We start from the raw sequence: 25,783 nt of genomic DNA, 5'->3' as shown, positions 1-25,783 counted from the left end.
TGCGCCTAATTAATGATTAGCTAGGTTTGATTCGCCTGGTAGCGAGATGCCGCGCGGGTTAAACGACGTGCTAGCAGCCTGTCGGACTTGGCCGATCGTAGCGAGGGAAAGTCCGTTTTGAGGCAGTTTTTGAGCTCTTTTGAGGCGAATAGTGGTTCTATTTAACAAAAAAGAGCGCGAATAATGCCCAAAATCGGCTTTTCCGCAGTAGATCAGTGGTAAGTCCGACAGGCTGCTAGCAGGCTCTGGAGCCAGGAAATCGGAGCGATTGACGTACCGCGCAAGCAGGGCGGGGCTGGGTCGGCCAATATTTTATGCGGGCAGGGCTCGACCTTAGTGTCGCAATTGGGCATATTGAGCGCGTTTTGAGGTGCTTGCTCCTTCGTCCACGACCGTGTCTGCCAGTTGTAGCTGCAGCGGTGGTATTCAGTTGATGCCGGCCTCCTGGTGTGTAGCAGGAAGCGATTGGCTGTTCATCATGCCCAGTGTTGGCAATCCGGCCCGTTTGAAAGGGGCCAGTGAACTGCCAATTTTTTGTCCCCCTGCGGGACAGCCCACACCTGGGGAGTGAACCACTCCATGCATTGGATACTGCTATGCCTTATCGTGCTGGCGTTTGTGTTGATCGTGGCCGAAGACTTTGTCCATATCAATAAAGCCAAGTCGAGCCTGTTTCTGGGAACCCTCGTCTGGCTGCTGGCGTTTATCTTTCCTGAACCCGGCACTGATGCCGCGACCATTCAGGCGCAATTGAACGAAAACCTGCTGGATATTGCCACCCTGTGGCTGTTTTTGATGTCGGCGATGACCTTTGTGGCCTATCTCAACCAGCAGGGACTGATTACCCAGATGGTGTATCGCATTCTGCCAGCGCGTATCGGTCAGCGTCAGCTGATGCTCTTGATGGCCCTGCTGGCCCTGGCGTTTTCGTCCCTGGCGGATAACATCACTGCATCCCTGATCATGCTATCGCTGCTGTCCTCTCTCAAGCTCAAGACCGAAACCGTGCTGAAATTTGCGGCATTGCTGGTGTTTGCGGTGAACTCCGGTGGTGTATCGCTGATTACCGGCGACGTGACCACCCTGATGATCTTCCTGGCTGGCAAGGTCAGTATCAGCAACCTGTTTATGCTCATACCTGCGGCTGTATTGGGGGTCGTTGTACTGTTGCTGACAATGCTCGGCGGCACCACGGGCGAGCTGGATATTCCCCATTTTCGGCGTCCCATCGGCGGGCGTGACAAGGTGATAGCGCTGCTGTTCGTGCTGACCATTGGCTCGACGCTCTTCATGAGCGTGTATTTCAGTGTACCGCCGGTACTGAGCTTCCTGTTCGGGCTCTCGGTGATGTTTCTGATGTACCAGTTTCTTAACCGCAATACGCCCTCAAGCCAGAGCGTACTGGAGTATATTCGCGAGATCGAGTTCGACACCCTGTTGTTCTTCCTCGGCGTGCTGCTGCTGGTGGGCATGCTCAAGGAGCTGTCGGTGCTGGATCAGTTGCCGGCGCTGTACCAGGTGATGCCGGTCTATGCGGCCAACTACGTGGTCGGTCTGCTGTCTGCGCTGGTGGATAACGTGCCTTTGACTGCAGCCATCCTCAAATCCGGCATCGACATGGATCGTGCGGACTGGATGGGGCTGACCTATGCTACCGGTGTGGGCGGATCCTTGCTGATCATCGGCTCGGCGGCGGGAGTTATTGCCATGAGCAAGATTGAAGCTCTCAGCTTTGCGACATACCTGCGTTTTCTGCCGCGTTTGCTGCTGGCCTATAGTGTGGGTTATGTGGCGGTGCTGGCGATCGCAGATACCATGCTGTAGTGCACTGGCGCTTGGCCGTTATCGTCTGATGTCGTTTCGTGTGTCAGGGGTGGTCAAATAAAAGTGCGGGCAGGAGTCGGCGCCTTGGTGCCGGCTTCTGCCCGAAACGCAGCAGAGAGAGAAGGGGGAAGTGTCTCTGCTTCGGTTGAAAGTCTGATTAAGCGGTTTCTAGTACAACTTGCTGTCACGCGGCGGCGCTGTTGCCATGTTCCGGGTGGGTTGCCAGAAAGTGTTGCAGCACCTTGCGCAAGACTTCGGCATGAGTTGTATTGCCGCACCGTTCAGCGCGTTTTATGTCATCAAGAATGATGCTCTTGATTCGCTGGTCGCCGTGGTGGGATGTCAGGTACTGCCCTAGAGCCATCGCGATCATGGGGTCCATGTGTTCATGTTCCGCGATTGCCTCGATTTCAGCCTCCGTCAAGTCACACATTGCCAAACATTCTTCATACGTCAACATACTGTGCTATCTCCATGGTTGGGGGTGCTCTTCACTTTTTGCATTGCCGTCCCTGAGAGCAATCATGAGTGTAGAAGGGCTTGCTGATGGTCGCTATGGAAGCTTGCGTATTTAAATTCATGCGCCTGCCCTGCTTGTTTATTGTGGCTCATGCTGCGGCTGCAAAGTGAAATTAATGCGATCCTCGTTGTGCTCCATATTGCAGTGCGTTGAGCGATTGTACGCCTGCAAAGGCCGATGTTTTATGGCGTTTCAGTCCTTTCTAAATGGCAGCCAACTTGTTAATTCTTCAATTTGAGCACGCATGGCGCTGCGTTCCTCGCCCATGGCCTTGTCGATGGCACCGGCGAAGCCTGGGTGTTTGACCCAGTGGCCGGACCAGGTTTCGATCGGCTGAAAACCGCGCTGAATCTTGTGCTCGCCCTGGGCGCCGGGGTCGAAGCGGGTCAGACCCTGGTCGATGCAGTATTCGATACCCTGGTAATAGCAAGTTTCAAAATGCAGGCTGTCGTAGTCATCCAGGCAGCCCCAGTAGCGGCCGTACAGCGTGGAGCTGCTCTTGAGTGACAGCGCCGCAGCAACGGGCTGGCCGTCTTTTTCGGCGAGCACCAGCAGCAGCTGCTCTGGCATGTTTAGGTGTAGCAGCCGGAAAAATTCAGGTGTCAGGTAGCCTGTGCGACCGCGCTTTAGATAGGTGTTTTGGTAAAAGGCGTAGAAAACCTCGAGCAGCTCGGGGCTGATGTCGGTGCCTTCAATGCGGCGCAGGCTGATTTGTTGCTTGATCACCTTTTGGCGCTCGCGGCGGATGTTCTTGCGTTTGCGCGAGGCGAATTTTTCCATGAAATGGTCGAAGTTGCGAAAGTCTTCGTTGAACCAGTGATACTGGGTGCCCAGGCGCAGCGTTAGGTCGGATGCTTCCATGCTCTGTCGCAGTTCGGGCTCTACGAAGAGGCCGTGCCAGGAAGAGGCCCCAAAGCGCTCTGCCAGCTGCCGAATGGCATCCAGCAGGGCGGGCATCAGGTTTTCTGTCGGCTGGCTGCTGCCGATACGAGGTCCGGCGGCGGGGGTGAAAGGGATGGCCGTGACAAGTTTGGGGTAGTAGTCCAGCCCGTGGCGCTGGTAGGCATCAGCCCAGGACCAGTCGAACACGTATTCGCCGTAAGAGTGGGTTTTAAGGTACATCGGCATCACAGCGATGGTTTCGCCGTCCTGTACGACAGCGATATGCAGGGGCTGCCAGCCGGTTTCAGGGCTGACGCTATTGCTGTCTTCCAGGGCGGCGAGAAATTCATAACGCAGAAAGGGGTAGTCTATGCCGCAGAGTCGGTTCCAGGTGTCTGGGCCTATTGCGCTGATGTCAGTGAGAATCTTGAGTTCAAGCATTTTTACCTATACTTCCATGAATGCCCGGGTGCAGAATATCGGGTTTTGGTGTGGCGAACAGGAGCCCCAAGATGGATGAGCTGGAACTCGAATTTGAACTCCACCCGCAGCTGGCGCAGGACTGTATTGCGTTGGGAGACTTTGCGCTCTGTCGATTGCTGCTGATCAATGATGCCAACTATCCCTGGTTTGTGCTGGTGCCGCGGCGCAGCGGTGTCAGCGAAATTTACCACCTGTCATCACAAGATCAGGTGCAGCTGATGCGGGAATCCTGCTTTCTGGCCGAAAATCTGGCTGACGCCTTTGTCGCACGCAAGATGAATGTCGCGTCCCTGGGCAATATGGTGCCACAGCTGCACCTGCATCACATCGTGCGGTTCGAAAAAGACCCGGCTTGGCCTGGTCCTGTGTGGGGCAAGCTGCCTGCGCGCAGTTACACCGCGGAGCAGGTTGGGGATATCCGCAAGAAGCTGCAGGCGCTGATGTCAGGTGAGCTGGACTTCGTGCCACAGTCCGTTTGATTGGCAGGTGTTGGCCGACGGCAGCAGTACAGACGTGTGTGTCGGCTAAGGTACGGGCTAAGTGCAGGTAAAATTAGCCTGGGCAGGTCTGTAAGCGCCTTTCAAATCAGGTATAATTCGCCGCTTTGTGACGCCTGTGTGGTGCGCAGGCGGCGTTTTTGCGTCATGTGCCTGTGTTTTGCTGCCAGTAGCCGATATGGGGTTTGAGCCCTGCATCGTGCAGCCCAGAGTTTTTGGGCTCCGGGTAAGGTCTGGATTACCGCTTGCCCGTGAGTGGTGTACTGCTGTGATATCCGGCAGGCGACAGGTATGCAGCTAGCATCCGCTTAATGCGGTGCTATACAAGATTTCGGGGCGCGTCCCCCTATGGTTAATCGACAGGAATTGGAAACTATGCGCAGCCAATATTGCGGCGAGCTGAGAGAAGAACATATCGGCGAAGATGTGACGCTGATGGGTTGGGTTCACCGTCGCCGTGATCACGGCGGGGTTATCTTCCTCGACGTGCGTGACCGTGAAGGCATTTCCCAGGTTGTATTTGATCCGGACCGTGAAGAAAGCTTCAAGCTCGCGGACAGCGTGCGCAGCGAGTTTGTTATCGAACTGCGCGGCACAGTGCGGGCGCGCCCAGAGGGCACCTCGAACAAGGACATGGCCACCGGCGGGATTGAAGTGCTGGGCAAGGAGCTAATTATCCTGAACAAGGCGGAAACGCCGCCGTTCCAGCTGGACGATCACCAGCAGGTGGGCGAGGACGTGCGTCTGCGTCACCGTTACATCGACCTGCGTCGTCCTGAAATTCAGAACAAGTTGCGCTTTCGCTCCAAGGTAACCAGCGCGCTGCGCACCTACCTGGATGGCCATGGCTTCCTGGATATCGAAACCCCGATCCTGACCCGTGCCACGCCTGAAGGCGCGCGTGACTACCTGGTACCAAGCCGTACCCATGAAGGGTCCTTCTTCGCACTGCCGCAGTCGCCCCAGCTGTTCAAGCAGCTGCTGATGGTGTCCGGCTTTGATCGCTACTACCAGATTGCCAAGTGCTTCCGTGATGAAGACCTGCGCGCTGATCGCCAGCCTGAGTTTACTCAGGTGGATATCGAAGCCTCGTTCATGAACGAGGAAGAGATCATGGGCATGGCCGAGGAAATGATCCGCGGCGTCTTCCAGAACCTGATGAATGTGGATCTGGGCGAATTCCCCCGCATGCCTTACGCCGAAGCCATGCGTCGCTTTGGTTCGGACAAGCCGGATCTGCGCATTTCCATGGAGCTGGTCGATGTTGCCGACCTGATGGCAACGGTCGACTTCAAGGTCTTTGCCGGCCCGGCCAAGGATCCCAAGGGCCGTGTTGCGGCATTGAAGGTTCCGGGTGGCGCTGTGCTGACTCGCAAGCAGATTGACGACTACACCAAGTTTGTCAGCATCTACGGTGCCCGTGGTCTGGCCTGGATCAAGGTCAATGCGCTGGAAGACGGTGTTGAGGGGCTGCAGTCGCCGATCGTCAAGTTCCTGGGTGAAGACGTATCCATGCAGATCATGCAGCGCCTGGGGGCCAAGAACGGTGATATCGTATTCTTCGGCGCAGACAGCTCCAAGATCGTCAGCGAAGCCATTGGTGCGCTGCGCATCAAGGTGGCGGAAGACCTGGGTCTGATCGAGCGCGAGTGGGCGCCACTGTGGGTGGTGGACTTCCCGATGTTCGAGGAAACCAGCAAGGGCGGTCTGACCGCGCTGCATCACCCGTTCACGGCGCCCAGCTGCAGCGTCGACGAGCTTAAGGCTGCACCAGAAACAGCGCTGTCCCGTGCCTACGACATGGTGCTGAATGGCACTGAGCTGGGTGGCGGTTCCATCCGTATCCACGACCAGGCCATGCAGAAGGTAGTGTTCAAAATTCTGGGTATCGAGGATGAGGAAGCGCAGGAGAAATTCGGCTTCCTGCTCAACGCTCTGAAATACGGTGCGCCGCCCCACGGTGGTCTGGCATTCGGTCTCGATCGTCTGGTGATGCTGATGACCGGCTCAGACTCGATTCGTGAAGTCATTGCCTTTCCGAAAACCCAGAGCGCGTCCTGCATGCTGACCGATGCGCCGGGCGAAGTGAGTGCGGCCCAGCTGCATGAATTGAACATTCGTTTGCGCAAAACCCCCTGATAAAAAGTACTGGCGGGGCCGCTGCGGCGGCTCTGCAGATCAAGAGGTATACCGATGGCAGGTCATTCGAAATTCGCCAACATCAAGCACCGCAAGGCGGCCCAGGATGCGAAGCGCGGCAAGGTTTTCACCAAGCTGATTCGCGAGCTGACTGTGGCATCCAAGGAAGGCGGGCCTAACCCGGATGACAATCCGCGCCTGCGCGCGGCGGTCGATAAGGCACTGGGTGCCAATATGAAGCGCGATACCATCGACAAGGCGGTCGCGCGCGGTGCCGGCGGCATGGAGGGTGAAAGCTACGACGAGCTGACCTACGAAGGTTATGGCATCAACGGTGTGGCGATTCTGGTTGAGTGCATGACCGATAACGTTAACCGTACCGTGTCCCAGGTGCGTGCTGCCTTTAACAAGTTTGGTGGCAATCTGGGGACCAACGGCTCGGTGTCGTACCTGTTCGAGAAAAAAGGTCAGCTCAGTTTTGGTGAAGGCGCGGACGAAGACGCCATCATGGAAGCGGCGCTGGAGGTGGGTGCAGAAGATGTGGTCGGTAATGATGACGGTTCTGTGGATGTGTTTACGGCGCCGGCGGATTTCATGGCAGTCAAGCAGGGTCTTGAAGCGGCCGGTTTCAAGTCCGAGTTTGCCGAAGTCTCTATGATTCCGGCCACTACGGTAGAGCTGGATGTCGACACTGCCCGCAGGGTCATGAAGCTGATAGACGCGCTGGATGATCTGGATGATTCGCAGAACGTTTTCCACAATGCCGATATTCCCGAAGAGGCCATGGAAGACGAATAAGTCATTTCGTTTTACGGGCAACCCGTCGAGACACTCCCGGCCGGGGTCAGGATTTTAGTCGTCGTCAGTGAGGTCCTTGCAGACCTGTATTGATGCGGCGGTTAAATCCGGGCTCCGGCCTTTTATTTTGCGCAGCAGTGCGTCTGAGTCGCTATCATGGCCCAGACGCACTCAGGGATAAGCGAATCTGTATGCTGATTCTAGGAATTGACCCCGGCTCGCGGATCACCGGGTACGGGGTGATTAACCATGTCGATGGGCGCAATGAATATGTAGCCAGTGGTTGCATTCGCATCAAGGGCGATGAGCTGCCCGAGCGGCTGCAGCAGGTCTACGCCGGCGTCAGTGAGATCGTGGAAACATACTGTCCGCAGGAAATGGCGATCGAGCAGGTGTTCATGGCACGCAATCCGGACTCGGCCCTGAAGCTTGGGCAGGCGCGCGGTGTGGCCATCGTCGCCTGCAGTAATCGAGACCTGCCGGTATACGAGTATGCCGCACGCAAGGTAAAGCAGGCGGTGGTAGGCAATGGCGGCGCCGACAAGGCGCAGGTGCAGCACATGGTGTCCTATTTGTTGAAATTGCCGGGCCTGCCCCAGGCCGATGCCGCTGATGCCCTGGCCATCGCCATCTGTCATGCCCATACCCGCAGCAGCATGGTGCGTACCCTGGGTGTCTGCGCCAGTCGTAACGGACGCTGGCGCAAATGACCTACCTTGAGTTTGTCTATGTGGCGGACCTCGCCGGTGTTGCCGTGTTCGCTACCACCGGCGCGCTTGCCGCCCAGGGCAAGCGACTGGATATTCTGGGTGTGGTGGTACTGGGTATTGTGACGGCGCTGGGTGGCGGTACGCTGCGGGACATCACCCTGAATGCTCACCCGGTGCTCTGGATTGGCGATACCCGCTACCTGTGGGTGGCCATTTTAAGTGCGGTGCTGGCCTTTGTGCTGTCGCGCTATATCCGGTACCCCCGGCGCCTGCTGCTGATTCTGGATGCGCTGGGGCTGTCGCTGTTCGCCATTCTGGGAGCGCAGAAAGCCCTCGCCCTGGGTATGCCTGATGTAGTGGTGGTCATGATGGCCGTTATTACCGGTGTGGCCGGTGGCATGATTCGCGATATCCTCACCGGCCAGGTGCCGCTGATTTTGCAATGGAACGGTGAAATGTATGCCAGCTGCGCGCTGGTGGGCGCGGTCGTCTATGTGGTGTTCAGCCATGTTATGACCGAGCCCACACGCTGGCTGGAGTTGAGTGCCATGACCATAGTGTTTGTGTTTCGCATGGCCTCCATCGTGGCGGGGCTGAGGCTGCCTGAATTTATAGTGGCAGGGCACAGGCTGGAATCACCCGAAGAAGCCCGTAATCTGGAGAGAAAAGAGCCGTGATAGGACGTCTGAGAGGGGAGTTGCTGGAAAAGCATCCGCCGCAGTTGCTGGTAGAGGTGGGTGGGATTGGTTACGAGCTCGAAGCCTCGATGAATACCTTCTATCGCCTGCCCGAGCGTGGCAAGCAGGTGGTGCTCTACACCCACTTTGTGGTGCGTGAAGATGCGCAGTTGCTTTACGGTTTTGCTGATCGGGGCGAGCGCAGTCTGTTCCGTGCCCTTATCAAGGTGAATGGTGTTGGTCCCAAGCTCGCGCTGACCATTTTGTCGGGCATTGATGCCGACAGCTTTGTGCGGGCGGTGCATCAGGGCGATACGGCATCGCTGGTGCGTTTGCCTGGCATCGGCAAAAAGACCGCGGAGCGACTGATCGTCGAGATGAAAGACAAACTCAAGGAGTTGCAGGTGTCCGGTGCCGGCGAATTTCAGCTGTCCGCCCCCGGTGAGCAGGCGCCTGTCGCAGGCCCTGATGCGACTTCCGAGGCGGAGAGTGCGCTGGTGGCGCTGGGTTACAAGCCCGCTGAAGCCACCAAGGCTGTGAGCCAGGCGGCCAGACAGCTGGATGCCAATGCGCCCTGTGAAGCGCTGATTCGCCAAGCCCTCAAGTCAATGGTCGGGGGTTGATAGATGTCAGATCTGGCGCTGTGGAGTAAGGCTGTATGATCGAAGCAGACCGTTTTATTGCGCCCCAGGCGAGCCCGACGGAGGATGTGCTGGATAGGGCGATACGCCCCAAGACGCTGGCGGATTACGAAGGTCAGCCGCGGGTGCGTGAGCAGATGGAAATTTTCATCGAGGCGGCACGCAAGCGTGGCGAGGCCCTGGACCATACCCTGATATTCGGACCGCCCGGTCTTGGCAAGACCACGCTCGCCAATATCATCGCTAACGAGATGAAGGGGGCCATCAAGACGACCTCCGGGCCTGTGCTGGAAAAGGCCGGTGACGTGGCGGCCATGCTCACCAGTCTGGAACCTGGCGATATTCTTTTTATCGACGAAATCCATCGTTTGAGCCCCAATGTGGAAGAAATTCTCTATCCGGCCATGGAGGACTATCAGCTCGATATCATGATCGGGGAGGGGCCTGCGGCGCGCTCAATCAAGATAGAGCTGCCGCCCTTTACCCTGGTGGGGGCAACAACCCGTGCCGGGCTGCTGACGTCCCCGCTGCGCGACCGCTTTGGCATAGTGCAGCGGCTGGAATTCTATGGCGTTGATGATCTGGCACAGATCGTCGAGCGCTCAGCGCGTCTGTCTGGCACCAGCATAGCGTCTGAGGGTGCGCTGGAAGTTGCCAGGCGAGCGCGGGGTACACCACGTATCGCGAATCGCTTGCTAAGGCGTGCGCGGGATTACGCTGAGGTTAAGGGTAATGGCGAGATTGACCGGCAGACGGCTGATCTGGCACTGAACATGCTTAGCGTCGACGAGCGCGGGTTTGATCATATGGATAGGCGCCTGTTGCTGGCGATGATCGAGAAGTTTGGTGGTGGGCCTGTTGGCGTCGATAATCTGGCGGCGGCGATTTCGGAAGAGCGCGATACCATCGAGGACGTGCTGGAGCCCTATCTCATTCAGCAAGGTTTTATCATGCGCACACCCAGAGGGCGCATTGTCACCGATCATGCGTATCTGCACTTTGGTCTGGCGGTGCCTGAACGCAACCCCTGAGTGAAAGTTGTGGGGTCGGCTTTGCCTGTTTCTGGCCGTTTCCATGCACTATTTAAGGGCGGTCATGGCGGCTGAAATTCTTTTTGCGTTGGCGCTGCATAAGCTGCTTGAATAAATTTTTGCGCCTGCTATTGTGTGCGCAGAATTCGCTCGACGCCTAAAGGCCCAGGTCCCTGGTCCCTGCCCATCGCGCAAACGACTTTGTATGCTTACCCTTATTCACCTCTGCTGCGTGCGCCTGTTAAGGTTGTGCGACAGTGTGCGTGGGGCGGGGTTCGAGCAGCCAGTCGGACTTAACGCTAATCTACTGTGGAAAAGCCGATTCTGGGCATTATTCGCGCTCTTTTTTGTTAAATAGAACCACTATTCGTCTCAAAAGAGCTCAAAAACTGCCTCGAAACGGACTTTCCCTCGCTACGATCGGTCAAGTCCGACAGGCTGCTAGCAGTGGCTTTGTTCATTCTGCAGCAAGCTTGGAGCCGCTATCATGCGGCGCTCGTGGATGTGGCTGAACCAATCTGCTTGAGCGCTATCATACAGCGATCGCAGGCAAGTCTGTGTTAGGGTCGACAGAGGCTGTCGGGAAGCTTTTTATTGCATCCAGAACCTATTAACCTGTTTTGGTCTGTTCGTTGCTTTATGTGGCATCGGGTAGTTCGATTTATCAACCGAGTCAGCCGGCACTTCTTGTGATCTGGCGCGTGAGAGGAATTTGTTGTGGTCGAGGAAATGTCGATCTGGAGTCTGGTGCTCAACGCAAGTCTGGTTGTGCAGCTGGTTATGCTGATATTGCTGTTGGCATCCTTCCTGTCATGGATCATGATTTTTCAGCGTCGCCGCGTCTTCAGTGATGCCAGCAAAGGTCTGGCCGTGTTTGAAGAGCGCTTTTGGTCGGGCGTTGATCTGGGGCATCTGTTTCGCGAAGTGAATCAGTCTCCGGATCCGGGTAATGGTGCCGAGAATATTTTCCGCTCCGGTATCAAGGAATTCACTCGCCTGACGCAGCAGCGCAATTACGATCCCGATGCAGTGATGGAAGGTATTCAGCGCAGCATGCGTGTTGCGCTGGCCCGTGAAGAGGAAAAGCTGGATCAGCACCTGCCGTTTTTGGCTACCGTTGGTTCGACCAGTCCCTATATAGGTCTGTTCGGTACTGTCTGGGGCATCATGAACTCATTCCGCGGGCTGGCCAATATGCACCAGGCGACGCTCGCGTCCGTGGCACCGGGTATTTCCGAGGCGCTGATTGCTACGGCGATTGGGCTTTTTGCGGCGATTCCGGCGGTCATTGCCTATAACCGCTTCTCGTCCAAATCCGAAGGGCTGCTTAACCGTTACGAGACCTTCGCCGATGAGTTTTCCAGTATTTTGCACCGTCGCATTCATTCAGCGGATTGATCAGGCAATCTCATGATTAGACGACAGAAGCGCAAGCGCAAGCTTAATGCCGAGATCAACGTTGTACCCTATATCGACGTCATGATGGTGCTGCTGGTGATCTTCATGGTTACCGCCCCAATGCTTACCCAGGGTGTGGATGTGGAGTTGCCCAAGGCCTCAGCCGACCCTGTGGACAGCAAGGACAGCGAACCACTGATCGTTACGGTGGATGCACAGGGGCAGTACTACATCAATATTGGCGGCACCGAACAGTCGGTTGTCAGTGCAGAAGATGTGGGTGAGCGTGTGCAGAAGGTGCTGGCGGCGAATCCGGAAAAAATGTTGCTGGTCAAAGGTGACAGACGCGTTGAATATGACAAGGTCGTCGGGCTTATGGTGCTGTTGCAGCAGGCCGGCGCACCCAGTGTCGGGCTGGTAACCGAGTAGGTGTGGTCGGTGGATAAGCGCAGTTATCTGGTACCCAGCCTGCTTGCGTTTCTGGTGCATGTGGCTGTGGTGTTGCTGCTGGCTGGTCACTGGTTCGACCAGGCCGACCCGCGGGAGCTGAAGCCGCGCCATATTCAGGCGCAGATGGTGGATCTGGGCGCGGTGAGTCAGGCGCTGGAAAAGCAGACCGAGCAGGCGCGTCGCGCTGAAGAGGCGCGCAAGAAAACCGAGCAGCTCAAGCAGAACGAGCGCGATCAGGCGCAGGAAAAGCAGCGTCAGCAGGAGCTGGCGGCGCAGGAAAAGGCTGCAAAGGCACAGCAGGCTCAGGAGCTAAAGGCCCAGAATGAGCAGGCGGCAAAGGAAAAATCGGTAAAAGAGGCTGAGCAGAAGGCAGAAGCCCAGCGCCAGCAAAAGGAGCAGGCTGAAGTTCTGGCGAAGGCTAAGGCTGCTGAGGCTAAGGCTGTCGCTGAGACAAAGCAGAAGGCGCAGGAGCAGGCGAAGCTCGCCGCCGAGAAGAAAAAACAGGCCGAGGATCTGGCCAAAGCTGCGGCTGACAAGAAAAAGCTGGCAGATGATCAGGCGAAGCTTGCCGCTGAGAAGAAAAAGCAGGCGGACGATCAGGCCAAGCTTGCCGCCGAGAAGAAAAAGCAGGCTGACGATCAGGCAAAAGCCGCGGCCGAGAAGAAAAAACAGGCAGATGTGGCGGCCAAGGCCAAGGCGGAAGCCGAAGCCAAGCGTGTTGCCGAAGCCAAGCGCAAGCAGGAAGAACAGCAGCGCAAGGAAGCCGAAAAAGCACGTGAACTGGCGCAGCTTGAAAAAGAATTGGCCCAGGAGCAGCAGAAGATGGCCGCGGATCGCGCATCGCAGCAGCTGATGGTGTCGATGGGTGACTATATACGAAGTGAATTGGAGCGCTACTGGCGGATTTCAAGCGCATCTCGTAACGGCATGGAGGCGGTGGTGGAAATACGCCTTTTCCCGTCCGGCGAAGTTGATAGTGCTAATCTGGTGCTGAGCAGTGGTGATTCAGGATTTGACGCTACGGCGGTGCAGGCGGTGTACAAGGTCGATCGTTTTTCTAGATTGACTGAGTTGGATCCATTGACGTTCGAGCGCAATTTCAGAAAATTCAGAGTTAAGTTCCGACCGGAGGGATTAAGGTGGTAATAGCGATGAAGCAAAGGTTGCTGGCGTGCTGCGTATTGATGCTGTTGGCATTCGGTGTGCGCGCGGAGTTGGTGATTGAAGTCACCCAGGGTGTAGATGCGCCGACGCCCATCGCTGTGGTGCCCTTTGGCTGGAGTGGCACTACGCCGCTGCCGGAGGATATCGCCGAGATCGTGTCCACTGACCTTCACCGCAGCGGCTTTTTCGGTGCCATGAAACGCGCTGACATGTTGAGCTTTCCGCAGCAGCAGGCGCAGGTGTTCTTTCGGGACTGGCGCGTATCGGGGCAGAATTATCTGCTGATTGGTCGCGTAAGCTCGACCGGCGGTGAGCAATTGCAGGTGACCTATGAGCTCTACGATGTGCTCAAGGAAACGCGGGTGTTCGGTGAGCAGATCAGTGGCTCAACACGCAATATGCGTGATATGGCGCACTATATCGCCGATGCAGTATTCGAGAAGCTTACAGGTTTGCGCGGTGCCTTTTCTACCCGCATCGCTTATGTGACGGCGCAGAGTCAGGGCGCTGGCCAGCACCGCTACAGCCTGCAGCTGGCGGATGCCGACGGTGCGCGTGCGCGTACCATTCTGGAGTCCCGCGAGCCCATCATGTCGCCGTCCTGGTCCAGGGATGGCAGCAAGCTGGCGTACGTATCCTTTGAAAGCTCGCGTCCGGGAATCTATGTGCAGCACTTGGCCAGTGGCAAGCGGGAAAAAATTCAGTCCTTTCCGGGACTCAACGGTGCGCCGGCCTGGGCGCCGGACGGTCAGCGCCTGGCGTTGACGCTGTCCAAGGATGGTAACCCTGAAATTTATACGCTGGACCTGGCGCGCCGCCAGCTAACCCGGGTAACGCACCACTACGGCATAGACACCGAGCCGACCTGGGCGCCGGACGGGCAGTCCATACTCTTTACGTCGGATCGGGGTGGGCAGCCGCAGATCTACCGTGTCTACCTGGCGGATAGGCGCATTGAGCGTGTGACCTTTGAGGGCAACTACAATAGTAGCGGCAAGCTGACCCAGGATGGCCGTTTCCTGGCCATGGTGCATCGCAGTGCCGGTGCTGGAGCGGCCTTCAATATTGCAGTGCAGGATCTTAAAACAGGGCGCCTGGATATACTGACTCAGACGTCTCTGGACGAATCGCCAACCATAGCACCGAACGGCAGCGTTGTGCTGTACGCGACCCAGCAGGGTAGTACCGGTGTACTGGCGGCAGTTTCTCTCGATGGTCGGGTGCGCTTTCGCATGCCCTCGTCATCGGGTGATGTTAGGGAGCCGGCCTGGTCCCCCTACTTGCAATAGGACCGGGCTAACATTACTTTAGTCTACACATTAGCGGCCAAGACGGTCGCTTCAAGGAGCAATAGAAGAATGCGTGCGTTGAACGTTACCAAGGTTGCTGCTCTGGCTCTTACATTCGCATGGGTTGCAGGTTGCAGCTCCACTAGTACTCAGACTGACAGCGCAGATATGGGCGGTAGCATGGGTTCTGAAGGCGGTGCCATGACCTCCGGTTCCGCGGGTATGGGCGGACTGTCGGGTTCCGACCTGCCGGCTGAAGTTGCAAACCTGCAGACAGTTTTCTACTTCGATTTTGATCAGTCTACCGTCAAGGGCGAATCTTTCGCTGATCTGGAAGCGCATGCACGCTACCTGTCGTCTAACCCGCAGGCAAACGTTCGCCTGGAAGGTCACGCCGATGAGCGTGGTACTCGTGAATACAACATCGCCCTGGGCGAGCGTCGTGGTAACGCAGTTGCGCGTTTCCTGATGGTGAACGGTGCCAACGCCGGTCAGGTTGAAGTAATCAGTTACGGCGAAGAAAAGCCGGCAGTGATGGGACATGGCTCGGATTCCTGGGCTCAGAACCGTCGCGTTGAGCTGAAATACGCTGGCCGCTAAGTGCCCATGACTGTATTCAGGCTCAGGTTTCTGGGATTGCTACTGGCGCTTGCGCCAGTAGCGGTTCTGGCTGCGGACCCCGTGCCGGTCATTGAGATCGCGCCGGGGCCAGGGCAGAGCTATTCCAGTGGCGGCTCGGGGCAGGCTTTTGGCACGCAGGAGGCGCAGCTCATGATGATGCTGCAACAACTGCAGGATGAAGTACGCAGCCTGCGCGGCCAGGTGGAATCACAGCAATACGAGTTCGATCGTATGCAGAAGGATCAGCTGGAGCGATACCGTGATCTCGACCGCCGCATGGGCGCGTTGATTACCGGTGCAGCCGTAGCTCCTGTGGTTCCTGAACTTAACTCTGGTACGCCGTTGCCAGGTGCGGGTGCTCCTGAGCCTGAAACTGCTGCGCCTGCGCCTACTTACGCGCCTTTGGCGTCTTCCGGAGCAGGCGGCGATGATCAGGCGTATCAGGATGCCTTTGCGCTGGTGCGAGAGCGCAAGTTTACTGAAGCGGCTGGCGCCTTTGAGCGTTTCGTGCAGGACTATCCGGCAAGTGCCCGGTTGGCGAATGCACACTACTGGCTCGGTGAAATTTACCTGGCCCAGCAGCAACTGGATCTTGCCCAAACAGCTTTTTCCCGTGTTGTGAGTGATTTTCCTGGCAGTACCAAGCTGCCCGATGCGCTCTACAAGCTGGGGGTGCTGAATTATCAGCGTGGCAACACGGCTGAGTCGGCGCGTTACCTGGAGCGGGTGATACGTGATTTCCCGCAAAGTTCTGCCGCGCGATTGGCGCAAAATTTTAAGCGCTAGGCGCTTGGTGTTCGCTTGAGCCCGGCCTGTCCGGGCTCAGTTATTTGTTGTACTGCTCACATTTTTAAAAGCGGAAACTGTTTTGATGACTCAATCCTCTCCCAAAGCCGTTGTCTTGTTGTCCGGTGGTCTTGATTCGGCCACAGTGCTGGCGATGGCGCTCGATCAGGGTTACGACTGCCATGTGCTGAGTTTTGATTATGGTCAGCGCTCGCAGACTGAACTGAATGCTGCCCGTGCCGTTGTCAGTGCCCTGGGTGTTAGTGCACACAAGCACAAGGTTGTTCGCCTGCATCTGGAGGACTTTGGTGGCTCTGCGTTGACCGATCATTCGATTGATGTCCCGGAGCAGGAAGTTGAGGGCGTGATTCCGGTGACCTATGTGCCGGCGCGCAACACTGTATTTCTTTCCCTGGCGCTGGGTTGGGCCGAAGTGCTGGATGCCAGAGCCCTGTTCATCGGTGTCAATGCGGTGGATTACTCCGGTTATCCGGACTGTCGGCCCGAATTTATTGCCGCATTCGAAACTATGGCTAATCTCGCGACCAAGGCGGGTGTTAGCGGTCAGCCATTTCGTATTGAGACGCCGCTGATGAGCCTAACCAAGTCGGATATTATTGCCGAAGGTCGACGGCTAGGGCTGGACTATGGCTTGACAGTGTCCTGCTATCAGGCGGATGAGCAGGGACGGGCCTGTGGCGTCTGTGATAGCTGTCGATTGCGTGCCAGGGGTTTTGAAGATGCCGGTGTTGAGGATCCGACCCGCTATCAGGCATAAAAGTTGATTGCAGGGGTTGCATCGAGGCTGAAAGTCTTTAGAATGCGCAGCCCATCGGGTCGTTAGCTCAGTTGGTAGAGCAGTTGGCTTTTAACCAATTGGTCATAGGTTCGAATCCTATACGACCCACCAAATTCGAAAAAAGAGGGAGCATTTTTTGCTCCCTCTTTTTTTATGTCTGTTTGCTTTGGGTGCGATTGGCATCTCTGCTGACAAGGTTCGCTGATATTTTGGTCGCTATCAGTGTTGCGGGGCTTGCAGTCACGCAGAGTCGGCACAATGATTGGGTTATCGGGTCAAAGCAGTGACGGCGACCGCTGGCGCAGAACTGTGGTATTATTCTGCGCCTCGAAATTCACATCGGGTTTGTTGCCCCAATTTTGACAGACTGACATGACGCCTATGTTGAGCAAGCAGGACATCTCCGAGCGCATCCTGGTGCAGGAGCACTTAGCCAAAGAACATTTGCCGGACGACATGAGTCGCGCGGATGTTGATCGCTATAAAGCGCGTATCAAGGCATTGCTGAAAGAAAAGAATGCCTGCCTGGTGGCGCATTATTACACCGAAGCGATTATCCAGGAGCTGGCTGAAGAAACCGGCGGCTGTGTCGCTGATTCGCTGGAAATGGCGCGCTTTGGCAGTGCCCGACCGGAAACCACGCTGCTGGTAGCTGGTGTGCGTTTTATGGGGGAGACGGCAAAGATACTGAGTCCGGAAAAACGCATTCTCATGCCGACCCTTGAGGCGACCTGTTCGCTGGATATCGGTTGTCCTGCGCCGGAATTCACCGCCTTCTGTGATGCGCATCCGGACTATGAAGTCGTGGTCTATGCCAATACCTCGGCGGCGGTCAAGGCGCGGGCAGACTGGGTCGTGACCTCCAGCATTGCGCTGGATGTGGTTGAGCATCTGGCAGATCAGGGCAAAAAAATCATCTGGGCGCCGGACAAGCATCTGGGTGCCTACGTGCAGAAGCAGACGGGCATTGAAATGCTGATGTGGGATGGTGCCTGCATCGTGCACGAAGAGTTCAAGGCCAAGGGGTTGCTGGATCTGAAGCAGGTGTACCCCGATGCCGCTATTCTGGTGCATCCGGAGTCACCGGCTTCGGTTATCGAACTGGCCGATGCGGTGGGATCAACGTCCCAGCTGATCAAGGCGGCGGCGGAGCTGCCAAACCGCGAGCTGATCGTGGCCACCGATCGCGGCATCTTCTACAAGATGCAGCAGGCGGCTCCGGACAAGGTCTTTATCGAAGCGCCCACCGGCGGCAGCGGTGCGACCTGTCGCAGCTGTGCACACTGTCCCTGGATGGCACTGAACGGCCTGGAGAATATGGTGACGGCGCTGGAAGAGGGTCGTGATGAGGTGCTGGTCGATGCGTCTCTTATCGATGCGGCGCGCCGGCCGTTGCAACGCATGCTGGATTTCTCTGTGGCACTCAAGGGGTAGTCTCAGGGCTAAAAGGATTTGTCGGGGTCTTGCGGCCCCGGGTGCCTGTGACCTTGTGCAAGTTATAAGCCGTAAGCCGTAAGCTACAAGTCACAAGTCGCAAGCTGCAGGTTACAAGATCAACGGCATAAGTCACGCAGCGCCCGTTACGGGTGGTGCGACCCCCAGTGCCTGTCCCGACGCTTGTCGGGACAGGCATTGTTGTATAGATCCTCGCGTATTATCAAAAATCCATTTTCAGGTTTTCACGCAGCTGTTCGGCATCCGTCTTGTAGGCTTCCAGGCGTGCGCGGTCTGACTCAGACAGTGTCTTTTCCTTCAGTGCAAAGTCCACCTGGCGCAGGGCCTTGTCGACGTCTGCCGTGCGCAGAAAATACTCGATGCGGGCTTCGTGCACGCGCAGAATCTGCTGTTCCAGGCCATAGCTCTCGGCGAGGTTGAAGCGGCTGTTGATATCATTGGGGTAGCGCCTGAGCAGTGATTCGTAGAGGCGTGCGGCCCGGGCGGGTTTTTCGATGTCCTGCAGCAGGCGGGCGTAGGTTTTTTGCACCGGCAGGTTGTCAGGATAGAGCTGATTCAGTTCATTGAGGATCTGCTCGGCTTCGCTGTCACGCTTGGCGGCGTGAAGAATTTCGGCCCGACTGACGCGCACATACAGGTGTTGCTGCCAGGCGCTATCCAGGCGGTCGAACGCCTTGATTGCCTTGGCGTGATCGCCATTGGCGCTTGCGGCCAGTGCCAGGCCGTAATAGTCACGGTTGCTGCCGCTGTTTTGTGCTGCGGCTTCAAAACTGGCCATAATGACGCCAGGCTGGCTGGCGTAATGTACCTGCAGACGAGTGCGGGCGATATCGAATTCCTGGCTTTGGCGCTGCGCCATCGGTACGGGCAGCTGGGCGGCGCGGTTGAGGGAGTCGGCGATACGGGACTGGGTCACCGGGTGGGTGAGCAGAAATTCCGGTGGGCGATCGCCGTAAAATCGCATCGAGCGCTGCATGCGCTCAAACATGCGCGGCATGGCGCTGGGGTCTATGTTGGATGATGCCAGTGTGGCCATGCCAAGGCGGTCGGCTTCCTGTTCGTTCTGGCGGCTGAATGAAAGCCGTGCCAGCTCATTGGCGCCCATCGTTGAGCTCAGTGCTGCTGCACCTGCCTGGGCATCGACTGCCGCCACCAGAATACTGCCCAGTACTGCCGCCATCATAAAGGGGCGGTTGCGCCTTTCTTCTTCCAGCTGCTGGGCGAAGTGGCGCTGGCTGAGGTGCGCCAGTTCGTGCGCCAGTACCGAGGCCAGTTCATCTTCAGCTTCGGCTGATAGCAGCAGGCCACCGTGTACGCCGACGATGCCGCCCGGTACCGCAAAGGCATTGAGCGTTGGGTTGTCGACGGTGATCAGTTCAAGCTGCGGTTGCTGTAGTGCGCTGTTGGCGGCGAGCTTCCACAGCAGGTCTTCCAGGTAGCTATATACGATGGGGTCTTCGAGCAGCTTGGCGCGTCCGCGCAGCATTCGACCCCAGGTATCGCCCAGGCGTGCCTCTTGCGACAGCGATACGATGGAGGAGGAGGTGTCGCCGATGGTCGGCAGGTTCTGTGCCGCCTGGGCAAGCGGGGGCATGGACAGAAGTAGCCCCAGCAGCAGAGCGGGCAGTTTTTTGGGCGCTAGCATGGGTTTCCTTATCATCAGTCGCTGACGATTATCGTACAGAGCTTTATGCTAATATCCAGCTTCCCAAGCGACCCGGCAAGAGGGGTAATCATGGTAGGCGGTGAATTCGATCAGGTACTTGATGCCAGTGGGCTGAATTGCCCGTTGCCGTTGCTCAAGGCCAAGCAGGCACTGAACCGGCTGCAAAGCGGTGCTGTGTTAAAGGTCATTGCGACCGATGCGGGATCGGTGCGGGACTTCAAGGCATACACCGATCAGTGTGACCATGAGCTGCTGCAATCGTTCACAGAGGGCGAGCGTTACATTTACATTATCCGGCGTTCCTAGCCTGCAGGGATATTATATGCGCAAGATTTTCGGTAAATGGATTGATCGGTATTTCTCCGACGAAGAAGCCCTGTTGCTCTTTCTGCTGCTGGCAGTGGGTCTGACGGTCATTGTTACTCTGGGGCAACCCCTGGCGCCAGTCTTTGCCGGCATAGTGCTGGCGTTTCTGATGCAGGGCTCGGTCGACTGGCTGGTCTCGCGAGGGCTGAATCACCTGCCTGCGGTGATGCTGGTATTCGCGGCCTTCGTTGGCTTTTTTCTGGCACTGGTGCTGTTTGTCATGCCGCTGGCCTGGAAGCAGCTTGTCACCCTGTTTAATGAGTTGCCGCGCATGGTGTCCCATGTGCAGTCGCTATTGCTGTTGTTACCCGAGAAATACCCCGACTTTATTTCCGAGTCCCAGGTACGCGAGCTGATCCAGCTGGCGACCACGGAACTCAGCCGGGCCGGGCAATGGGTGCTGACCTTTTCGCTCAATTCCCTCGGCAATCTGGTGGCGCTGCTGATCTATGTGGTGCTGGTGCCCATACTGGTGTTTTTCTTTCTCAAGGATGGTCGCAAACTGGTGGGCTGGTGGACTTCCTTCCTGCCGGAGCGTCGCCTGATGATGACCAAGGTATGGCGCGAAATGGATGATCAGATCGCCAACTACATTCGTGGCAAGGCGCTGGAAATCCTTATTGTCGGCAGCGTTACCTTTGTGGCATTGGCCTTCCTGGGGGTAAATTACGCTGCGCTGCTGGGAATTATTGTCGGTCTGTCTGTGCTGGTGCCCTATATAGGTGCCGCACTGGTGACCTTGCCGGTAGCGCTGATTGGCTTCTTTCAGTTTGGCTGGGGTACCGAGTTCATGTGGCTGATGGTGGCCTACGGCATTATTCAGGCGCTGGACGGTAACGTGCTGGTGCCGCTGCTGTTTTCGGAAGCGGTGAACCTGCACCCGGTCTCCATCATAGTAGCGGTGCTGATATTTGGCAGTTTGTGGGGTTTCTGGGGTGTGTTCTTTGCCATTCCTCTGGCGACCCTGGTAAAGGCCATTCTGAATGCCTGGCCGGGGAGTCAGTTGCCGGCGCTTCCTGGTGACGGTCAGCCGCCGTCTTAGCGTCAGGGTCGTCTCATTTTAGAGGGTCGCGGGTAACCCGTCGGGCTGCCCGCGGCGGTGTATCAGAGCGCCTTGACGGCTTCGAGCACGGCGTCGGTGTGGCCGGCGACTTTTACCTTGCGCCATTCGTTGCGCAGGGTGCCGGTTTTGTCGATCAGAAAAGTACTGCGTTCGATGCCCATGTGCTCCTTGCCGTACAGCTTCTTGAGCTTGATTACGTCAAACAGGCCACACAGGCTCTCGTCTGTATCGCTGATCAGCTCGAACGGGAATGCCTGTTTGGCCTTGAAGTTCTCGTGTGCACGCAGTCCATCGCGTGACACGCCAAATATATCGGTATCCAGTGCCTGAAACTCTTCGTACAGATCGCGAAAGTTCTGGCCTTCAGTGGTGCAGCCGGGGGTGCTGTCCTTGGGGTAGAAATAGATCACCAGGTTGCGGCCGCGCAGGGCGCCTGAGTCAACCGCAAGGTCGCTGGTGGCCTGGGCGTTAAAGTCAGGTATGGGCTGGTTGAGGGATACTAGGCTCATGGGGATTCCTTTTTGGGTCAAAAAACGGGTACGCTTCGGGCGTGCAAATCGTATAGAATACTGGGCCTTTCTGCGAGATCAAACCCGCTGTTGGCCGTGGCCGACGGGGAATTCGGATCTCGTTGTACGAGTCTGGTGCGAACCGTACCATAGACCCGAATTTGTCAGATGGAGAAAGTAATGATTACTGGCAGTATTGTTGCGCTCGTTACGCCGATGCAGATCAACGGAGATGTCGATTGGGACGCTCTGGACAAAGTTGTCGATTTGCACCTGGATAACGGCACCGATTCGATCGTTGCCGTTGGGACCAGCGGTGAGTCCGCGACCCTCGATTATGACGAGCATTGTCAGGTGATCAAACGCATCATCAAGCGTGTCGATGGGCGCATGCCGGTGATCGCTGGTACCGGTGCCAACTCGACCCGTGAGGCCATCTCCCTGACCCGCCGCGCAGCAGATCTGGGTGCCGATGCCTGTTTGCTGGTAACGCCGTACTACAACAAGCCGACTCAGGAAGGCCTGTTTCAGCACTTCAAGGCGGTTGCTGAAGCCGTGCCGGTAGCTCAGATTCTGTATAATGTGCCGGGCCGTACTGCCTGTGACATGAGCAACGACACTACGCTGCGTCTGGCCGCTATCGATAATATCATCGGTATCAAGGATGCGACCGGCAATGTCGATCGTGCCCGTGATCTGGTAGCCCGTGCACCCAAGGATTTTGCAATTTACTCCGGGGATGATGCCACGGCGGTTGAGCTGATTCTGGCCGGCGGTCACGGTAATATCTCTGTTACCGCCAACGTGGCACCGGCCGAGATGGCCGAGCTGTGCCGCCTGGCCCTGGCGGGCGATGCTGCAGGTGCCCGGGCGTTGCAGGAAAAACTGATGCCACTGAACACTCAGCTGTTTGTGGAGTCCAACCCGATTCCGGTGAAGTGGGCCCTGTACGAAATGGGTCTGATTGGTCCCGGTATTCGTTTACCGCTGACGCTGCTGGCCGAGAGCTGTCAGCCGATCGTTCGCAATGCGCTGCGCGAGAGCGGCATCATTCAGGGCTGAACCCATCATGATGAAGAGTCAAACGCTGACCGGTGCGCTACTGGTCGCAGTCGCGGGGCTGTCAGGTTGCAGTTACCTGTCGAACAACCCGCTCTACGGCGACGATGGTCTGGTGCGCAACCGCTCCCAGGACTATGAAGCCGCCCAGGCGCAGTCGCGGCTGGAAATTCCGCCGCACCTGCAGACTCGTGAGCTGAACGAGCAGCTGGTAGTGCCGGTGGTGGGTGATACCGCCACTTTGCGTCAGAGCGACTTTCAGGTGCCTCGACCGGAATTCTTTTACGCCGATACGGGTTCCGAGCGAGTCAATCTGTCCCGTCTGGGTGATGAGAAGGTCATAGTGGTGGATGAGCCCATCGCCGATGTCTGGCTCAAACTGCAGGATTTCTGGCGTTTCAACGACATCGAACTGGCTAAGTCTGACCCGCGTCAGGGGCAGATGGAATCCGGCTGGATTCGCGTTGATGGCAAGGAATACGGCTTTGCTGATCGCTGGATCAAAAAGCTGACTTTTCAGAATGTTGATACCGATACTCGCAACAAGTTGCGTATTAGCCTCAAACCGGACCCGGAAAACTACGATCGCACGTCCATTCGGATTGATCATGTAGCGTTTCCGTTTAGTCAGCAGGTCGATACTATCGACTGGAGTGCTCAGGCCAGTAATGTCGGCTACAAGAGCGACATGATGTTCGACATGTTGCGTTACCTCAGCAAGGCCACGGCCGATTCCAGTGCGCAGAGCCTGCTGGCGCTGCAGCAGCGCGATACGGTGCGCCCGCTCTTGGGGCGTGACTCGCGTGGCAATCCGACGCTGAAGATCGAAACCTCGATTGATAATGCCTGGAGCCTGATCGATAGTGCGCTTACGGCGGCAGAGCTGGACGTGGGTACGCGGGATCAGGAACGTGGCATTTTCTATCTGACCTACACCACCACGACACCGGTGGACGATTCCAAAAAGGCCGGTTTCTTTGAGTGGCTGCACGGCGAGCGTGACGATATCAAGTTTGATACCGGCCTGTTCGAACGCACCCTGGGCTTTGGCGAGACTGACGCTGACAATGGCATCAGTTACAGCGCCAAGCAGACCGACCGTCTTGTTGAGGGCGTGGTGGATCAGAGCGATCTGGCCGATCCAGACAACCTGGCCAATCGCGAAGGTTACAAGATCTGGTTTGCCGGCAAGGTTATCTATGTGTTTGGCGATGATGGCAAGGATGGCGGCCTGAATCGTGAAACGGGCAATTATGAGTTCGTGGGGCGCTATCAGTTGCGCATGAATCGTTCGCGCAGCGGCAGCTATTTGAGTGTCGACACGGCTGAAGGCCTGGCAGCACCGTCTCTGGTGGCAGAAGAGATTCTGTGGAGCATCAAGGATCACCTGCCTGCAGGCTGACTCGGGCTGAGCCTGAACGAGCAGTGATAACAGGTTAACGAAAAAGGGGCTAAGGCCCCTTTTTCGTATCTGAACAAAAGCGCTAAATAGCTCTTGAAAAGTAGAAAAACAGCAGGGAGTGAGGCATATGGAAAAGGCAGTATTTCTTGATCTCGAAAGCCTGGAAGATATCGACCTGGCGGCGCTGGCAGGCGAGTTCGAGAGCTTCGAAACTCACATGGCCACAGCGCCTTCAGACGTGGCTGTGCGCATCCGCGATGCCGAGGTGGTGCTGGTCAACAAGGTACGCCTTGATGCCGCTGCGCTAGAGCAGGCGTCACAACTCAAGCTGATTTGCGTGGTTGCGACGGGTACCAATAATGTGGATCTTGAGGCCGCGCAGCGCCTTGGTATTCAGGTGTCGAATTGCCGTGCCTACGGCAATGACTCGGTGATTCAGCACGTCTTCGCGCTGTTGCTGGCACTCAGTACGCGCCTGCTGGATTACCACCAGGCGGTGCAGGCCGGGCGCTGGCAGCAGGCTGGGCAGTTCTGTTTTCTGGATTTTCCTATCGCAGAGCTCTCTGGCAAGACACTGGGTATTGTCGGCTATGGCAACTTGGGTCAGGGCGTCGGGCGCATTGCCGAGGCTTTTGGCATGAAGGTCATGATCGCGCAGCGCCCGGGCGGGCCCGCTGAAGCGGGTCGTACGCCGCTGGATGAGCTTCTTGCCCAGGTGGATGTGCTGACGCTGCACTGTCCGCTGACCGAGCATACTCGCAACCTGCTTGATGCGGCTGCTTTCAAGCGCATGAAAAAGTCCGCTCTGCTGATCAATGTGGCCCGCGGTGGCATTGTTGATGAGGCGGCACTGGCAGATGCCCTGCGCAGTGGCGAGCTGGCGGGGGCTGCCACTGATGTACTCAGTGTGGAGCCGCCAAGGGGTGGTAATCCGCTGCTGAGCGGTGACATTCCCAATCTGATCGTAACGCCGCACAACGCCTGGGGCAGCACCGAGGCGCGTCAGCGTATCATTGCGCAGACGCTGGAAACGGTACAGGCGTTCGGTCGTGGCGAGGCGCTGCGGGTGGTGAATTAAGATTCAGGCGGCTAGAGCACTTTCATCTTACATCGACCCATTGCGATGGTTGAGACGAGATTCAGGTGACTGTGTTGGAGCCTGTGCAGGCTGCGGTATCGGAGCAGTTTGATGGCTCATGTTGCGCCTTGCTGACGCGTTACTTTCTTTGCTCGTGCAAAGAAAGTAACCAAAGAAAGCACGCCCCGATGAAGCCTATTCGCTGCGCTCTGAGATCATTCAGCGGGCTGCGCTGACGGTACATCCATGTACCTCATCGCAGGCGCATCAGTCCCTGTTGCGCCCCTTCGGGCCTGATCGCCGAATGACCTCAGTGCTCGCCGGCTTCATAAGGGGGAACAAGAGCCGCTCTGATGTTTCGGTGGCAGTAGGCAACTAGAGCACGTTCATCTTACATCGGCCCATATCCGGCCACCTCGAAGCAAGGAAGCACTCAAAACAAACTCGATCGACAGATAAGTGATTCCGTAAAATAA

Annotated in this window: 25 protein-coding genes and 1 tRNA gene; 22 read left to right on the top strand and 4 right to left on the bottom strand. The window is 57.0% G+C overall.

The window, feature by feature from the left end; translation table 11 throughout:
- Positions 1-579 precede the first annotated feature (579 nt).
- Positions 580-1,824: a sodium:proton antiporter NhaD gene (gene nhaD, locus MPRO_RS18530; protein ID WP_067296465.1), complete on the top strand. Its 1,245-nt coding sequence runs from the start codon at positions 580-582 to the stop codon at positions 1,822-1,824.
- Between the two features lie 184 nt (positions 1,825-2,008).
- On the opposite strand, the gene MPRO_RS18525 is transcribed toward nhaD, so the two are convergent.
- Entirely contained in the window at positions 2,009-2,257 is a 249-nt protein-coding gene (locus tag MPRO_RS18525) for a hypothetical protein (RefSeq protein WP_369406746.1), read from the bottom strand.
- A 279-nt stretch (positions 2,258-2,536) separates the two neighbouring features.
- Positions 2,537-3,667 (bottom strand): GNAT family N-acetyltransferase, encoded by a 1,131-nt coding sequence (locus MPRO_RS18520; RefSeq protein ID WP_067296457.1) that lies wholly within the window; start codon positions 3,665-3,667, stop codon positions 2,537-2,539.
- Between the two features lie 71 nt (positions 3,668-3,738).
- On the opposite strand from MPRO_RS18520, the gene MPRO_RS18515 reads away from it, so the two are divergent.
- The 16 genes from MPRO_RS18515 (at position 3,739) to nadA (ending at position 18,143) form a co-directional block, all read left to right on the top strand.
- Positions 3,739-4,188 (top strand): HIT domain-containing protein, encoded by a 450-nt coding sequence (locus MPRO_RS18515; protein ID WP_067296455.1) that lies wholly within the window; start codon positions 3,739-3,741, stop codon positions 4,186-4,188.
- A gap of 393 nt (positions 4,189-4,581) precedes the next feature.
- Positions 4,582-6,345, top strand: coding sequence for an aspartate--tRNA ligase (aspS, locus tag MPRO_RS18510; protein WP_067296453.1), 1,764 nt, complete (start codon positions 4,582-4,584; stop codon positions 6,343-6,345).
- A 54-nt stretch (positions 6,346-6,399) separates the two neighbouring features.
- A complete protein-coding gene (locus MPRO_RS18505) occupies positions 6,400-7,143 on the top strand; it encodes a YebC/PmpR family DNA-binding transcriptional regulator (protein ID WP_067296448.1) in 744 nt (247 codons plus the stop codon).
- 191 nt (positions 7,144-7,334) lie between these two features.
- Positions 7,335-7,853, top strand: a complete 519-nt coding sequence (gene ruvC, locus MPRO_RS18500) for a crossover junction endodeoxyribonuclease RuvC (protein ID WP_067296445.1) — start codon at positions 7,335-7,337, stop codon at positions 7,851-7,853.
- The gene (locus MPRO_RS18495) at positions 7,850-8,530 is read left to right on the top strand and encodes a trimeric intracellular cation channel family protein (RefSeq protein WP_067296443.1); all 681 of its coding nucleotides are present in this window, start codon (positions 7,850-7,852) and stop codon (positions 8,528-8,530) included. The genes ruvC and MPRO_RS18495 overlap by 4 nt, the downstream gene beginning before the upstream one ends.
- Positions 8,527-9,153, top strand: a complete 627-nt coding sequence (gene ruvA / locus MPRO_RS18490) for a Holliday junction branch migration protein RuvA (RefSeq protein ID WP_067296440.1) — start codon at positions 8,527-8,529, stop codon at positions 9,151-9,153. The genes MPRO_RS18495 and ruvA overlap by 4 nt, the downstream gene beginning before the upstream one ends.
- A gap of 35 nt (positions 9,154-9,188) precedes the next feature.
- Complete coding sequence (ruvB, locus tag MPRO_RS18485; RefSeq protein WP_067296437.1) at positions 9,189-10,202, top strand: Holliday junction branch migration DNA helicase RuvB; 1,014 nt, start codon at positions 9,189-9,191, stop codon at positions 10,200-10,202.
- A gap of 717 nt (positions 10,203-10,919) precedes the next feature.
- Complete coding sequence (tolQ, locus tag MPRO_RS18480; RefSeq protein WP_102136332.1) at positions 10,920-11,600, top strand: protein TolQ; 681 nt, start codon at positions 10,920-10,922, stop codon at positions 11,598-11,600.
- 12 nt (positions 11,601-11,612) lie between these two features.
- Positions 11,613-12,029 (top strand): protein TolR, encoded by a 417-nt coding sequence (tolR, locus tag MPRO_RS18475; RefSeq protein ID WP_067296432.1) that lies wholly within the window; start codon positions 11,613-11,615, stop codon positions 12,027-12,029.
- 9 nt (positions 12,030-12,038) lie between these two features.
- Entirely contained in the window at positions 12,039-13,196 is a 1,158-nt protein-coding gene (gene tolA, locus MPRO_RS18470) for a cell envelope integrity protein TolA (RefSeq protein WP_158651869.1), read from the top strand.
- A 5-nt stretch (positions 13,197-13,201) separates the two neighbouring features.
- Positions 13,202-14,503 carry a Tol-Pal system beta propeller repeat protein TolB gene (gene tolB / locus MPRO_RS18465; RefSeq protein WP_067296427.1) on the top strand — a complete coding sequence of 434 codons (1,302 nt, stop codon included), beginning with the start codon at positions 13,202-13,204 and terminating at the stop codon, positions 14,501-14,503.
- 180 nt (positions 14,504-14,683) lie between these two features.
- A complete protein-coding gene (pal, locus tag MPRO_RS18460) occupies positions 14,684-15,103 on the top strand; it encodes a peptidoglycan-associated lipoprotein Pal (protein ID WP_369406745.1) in 420 nt (139 codons plus the stop codon).
- A 6-nt stretch (positions 15,104-15,109) separates the two neighbouring features.
- Positions 15,110-15,910, top strand: a complete 801-nt coding sequence (gene ybgF / locus MPRO_RS18455) for a tol-pal system protein YbgF (RefSeq protein WP_082708963.1) — start codon at positions 15,110-15,112, stop codon at positions 15,908-15,910.
- 85 nt (positions 15,911-15,995) lie between these two features.
- Entirely contained in the window at positions 15,996-16,688 is a 693-nt protein-coding gene (gene queC / locus MPRO_RS18450; protein WP_067296419.1) for a 7-cyano-7-deazaguanine synthase QueC, read from the top strand.
- Between the two features lie 56 nt (positions 16,689-16,744).
- Positions 16,745-16,820: transfer RNA gene (locus MPRO_RS18445), tRNA-Lys, on the top strand.
- A 270-nt stretch (positions 16,821-17,090) separates the two neighbouring features.
- The gene (gene nadA / locus MPRO_RS18440; RefSeq protein WP_067296415.1) at positions 17,091-18,143 is read left to right on the top strand and encodes a quinolinate synthase NadA; all 1,053 of its coding nucleotides are present in this window, start codon (positions 17,091-17,093) and stop codon (positions 18,141-18,143) included.
- 223 nt (positions 18,144-18,366) lie between these two features.
- Here the strand turns inward: nadA and MPRO_RS18435 are convergent, their stop codons facing one another.
- Positions 18,367-19,809: a M48 family metalloprotease gene (locus MPRO_RS18435; RefSeq protein WP_067296412.1), complete on the bottom strand. Its 1,443-nt coding sequence runs from the start codon at positions 19,807-19,809 to the stop codon at positions 18,367-18,369.
- Positions 19,810-19,899: 90 nt separating this feature from the next.
- Here MPRO_RS18435 and MPRO_RS18430 point away from each other — a divergent pair, with 90 nt between their 5' ends.
- Both MPRO_RS18430 and MPRO_RS18425 read left to right on the top strand, forming a co-directional pair.
- Positions 19,900-20,136, top strand: a complete 237-nt coding sequence (locus MPRO_RS18430) for a sulfurtransferase TusA family protein (RefSeq protein ID WP_067296410.1) — start codon at positions 19,900-19,902, stop codon at positions 20,134-20,136.
- Between the two features lie 16 nt (positions 20,137-20,152).
- Entirely contained in the window at positions 20,153-21,238 is a 1,086-nt protein-coding gene (locus MPRO_RS18425; protein ID WP_067296407.1) for an AI-2E family transporter, read from the top strand.
- A gap of 62 nt (positions 21,239-21,300) precedes the next feature.
- On the opposite strand, the gene MPRO_RS18420 is transcribed toward MPRO_RS18425, so the two are convergent.
- The gene (locus MPRO_RS18420) at positions 21,301-21,768 is read right to left on the bottom strand and encodes a peroxiredoxin (RefSeq protein WP_067296403.1); all 468 of its coding nucleotides are present in this window, start codon (positions 21,766-21,768) and stop codon (positions 21,301-21,303) included.
- A gap of 180 nt (positions 21,769-21,948) precedes the next feature.
- Here MPRO_RS18420 and dapA point away from each other — a divergent pair, with 180 nt between their 5' ends.
- The 3 genes from dapA to MPRO_RS18405 all read left to right on the top strand — a co-directional run bounded on the left by dapA (position 21,949) and on the right by MPRO_RS18405 (position 25,307).
- Positions 21,949-22,830 (top strand): 4-hydroxy-tetrahydrodipicolinate synthase, encoded by an 882-nt coding sequence (dapA, locus tag MPRO_RS18415; protein ID WP_067296400.1) that lies wholly within the window; start codon positions 21,949-21,951, stop codon positions 22,828-22,830.
- Positions 22,831-22,837: 7 nt separating this feature from the next.
- Entirely contained in the window at positions 22,838-24,229 is a 1,392-nt protein-coding gene (locus tag MPRO_RS18410; RefSeq protein ID WP_067296397.1) for an NlpB/DapX family lipoprotein, read from the top strand.
- Positions 24,230-24,356: 127 nt separating this feature from the next.
- Positions 24,357-25,307 (top strand): 2-hydroxyacid dehydrogenase, encoded by a 951-nt coding sequence (locus MPRO_RS18405; protein WP_102136331.1) that lies wholly within the window; start codon positions 24,357-24,359, stop codon positions 25,305-25,307.
- Positions 25,308-25,783 lie beyond the last annotated feature (476 nt).

This window comes from Marinobacterium profundum, assembly GCF_001528745.1.
Taxonomy (GTDB): Bacteria; Pseudomonadota; Gammaproteobacteria; order Pseudomonadales; family Balneatricaceae; genus Marinobacterium_A; species Marinobacterium_A profundum.
Note: the sequence above shows the minus strand (reverse complement) of the source record. Positions and strands in the feature narration are given on the sequence as shown.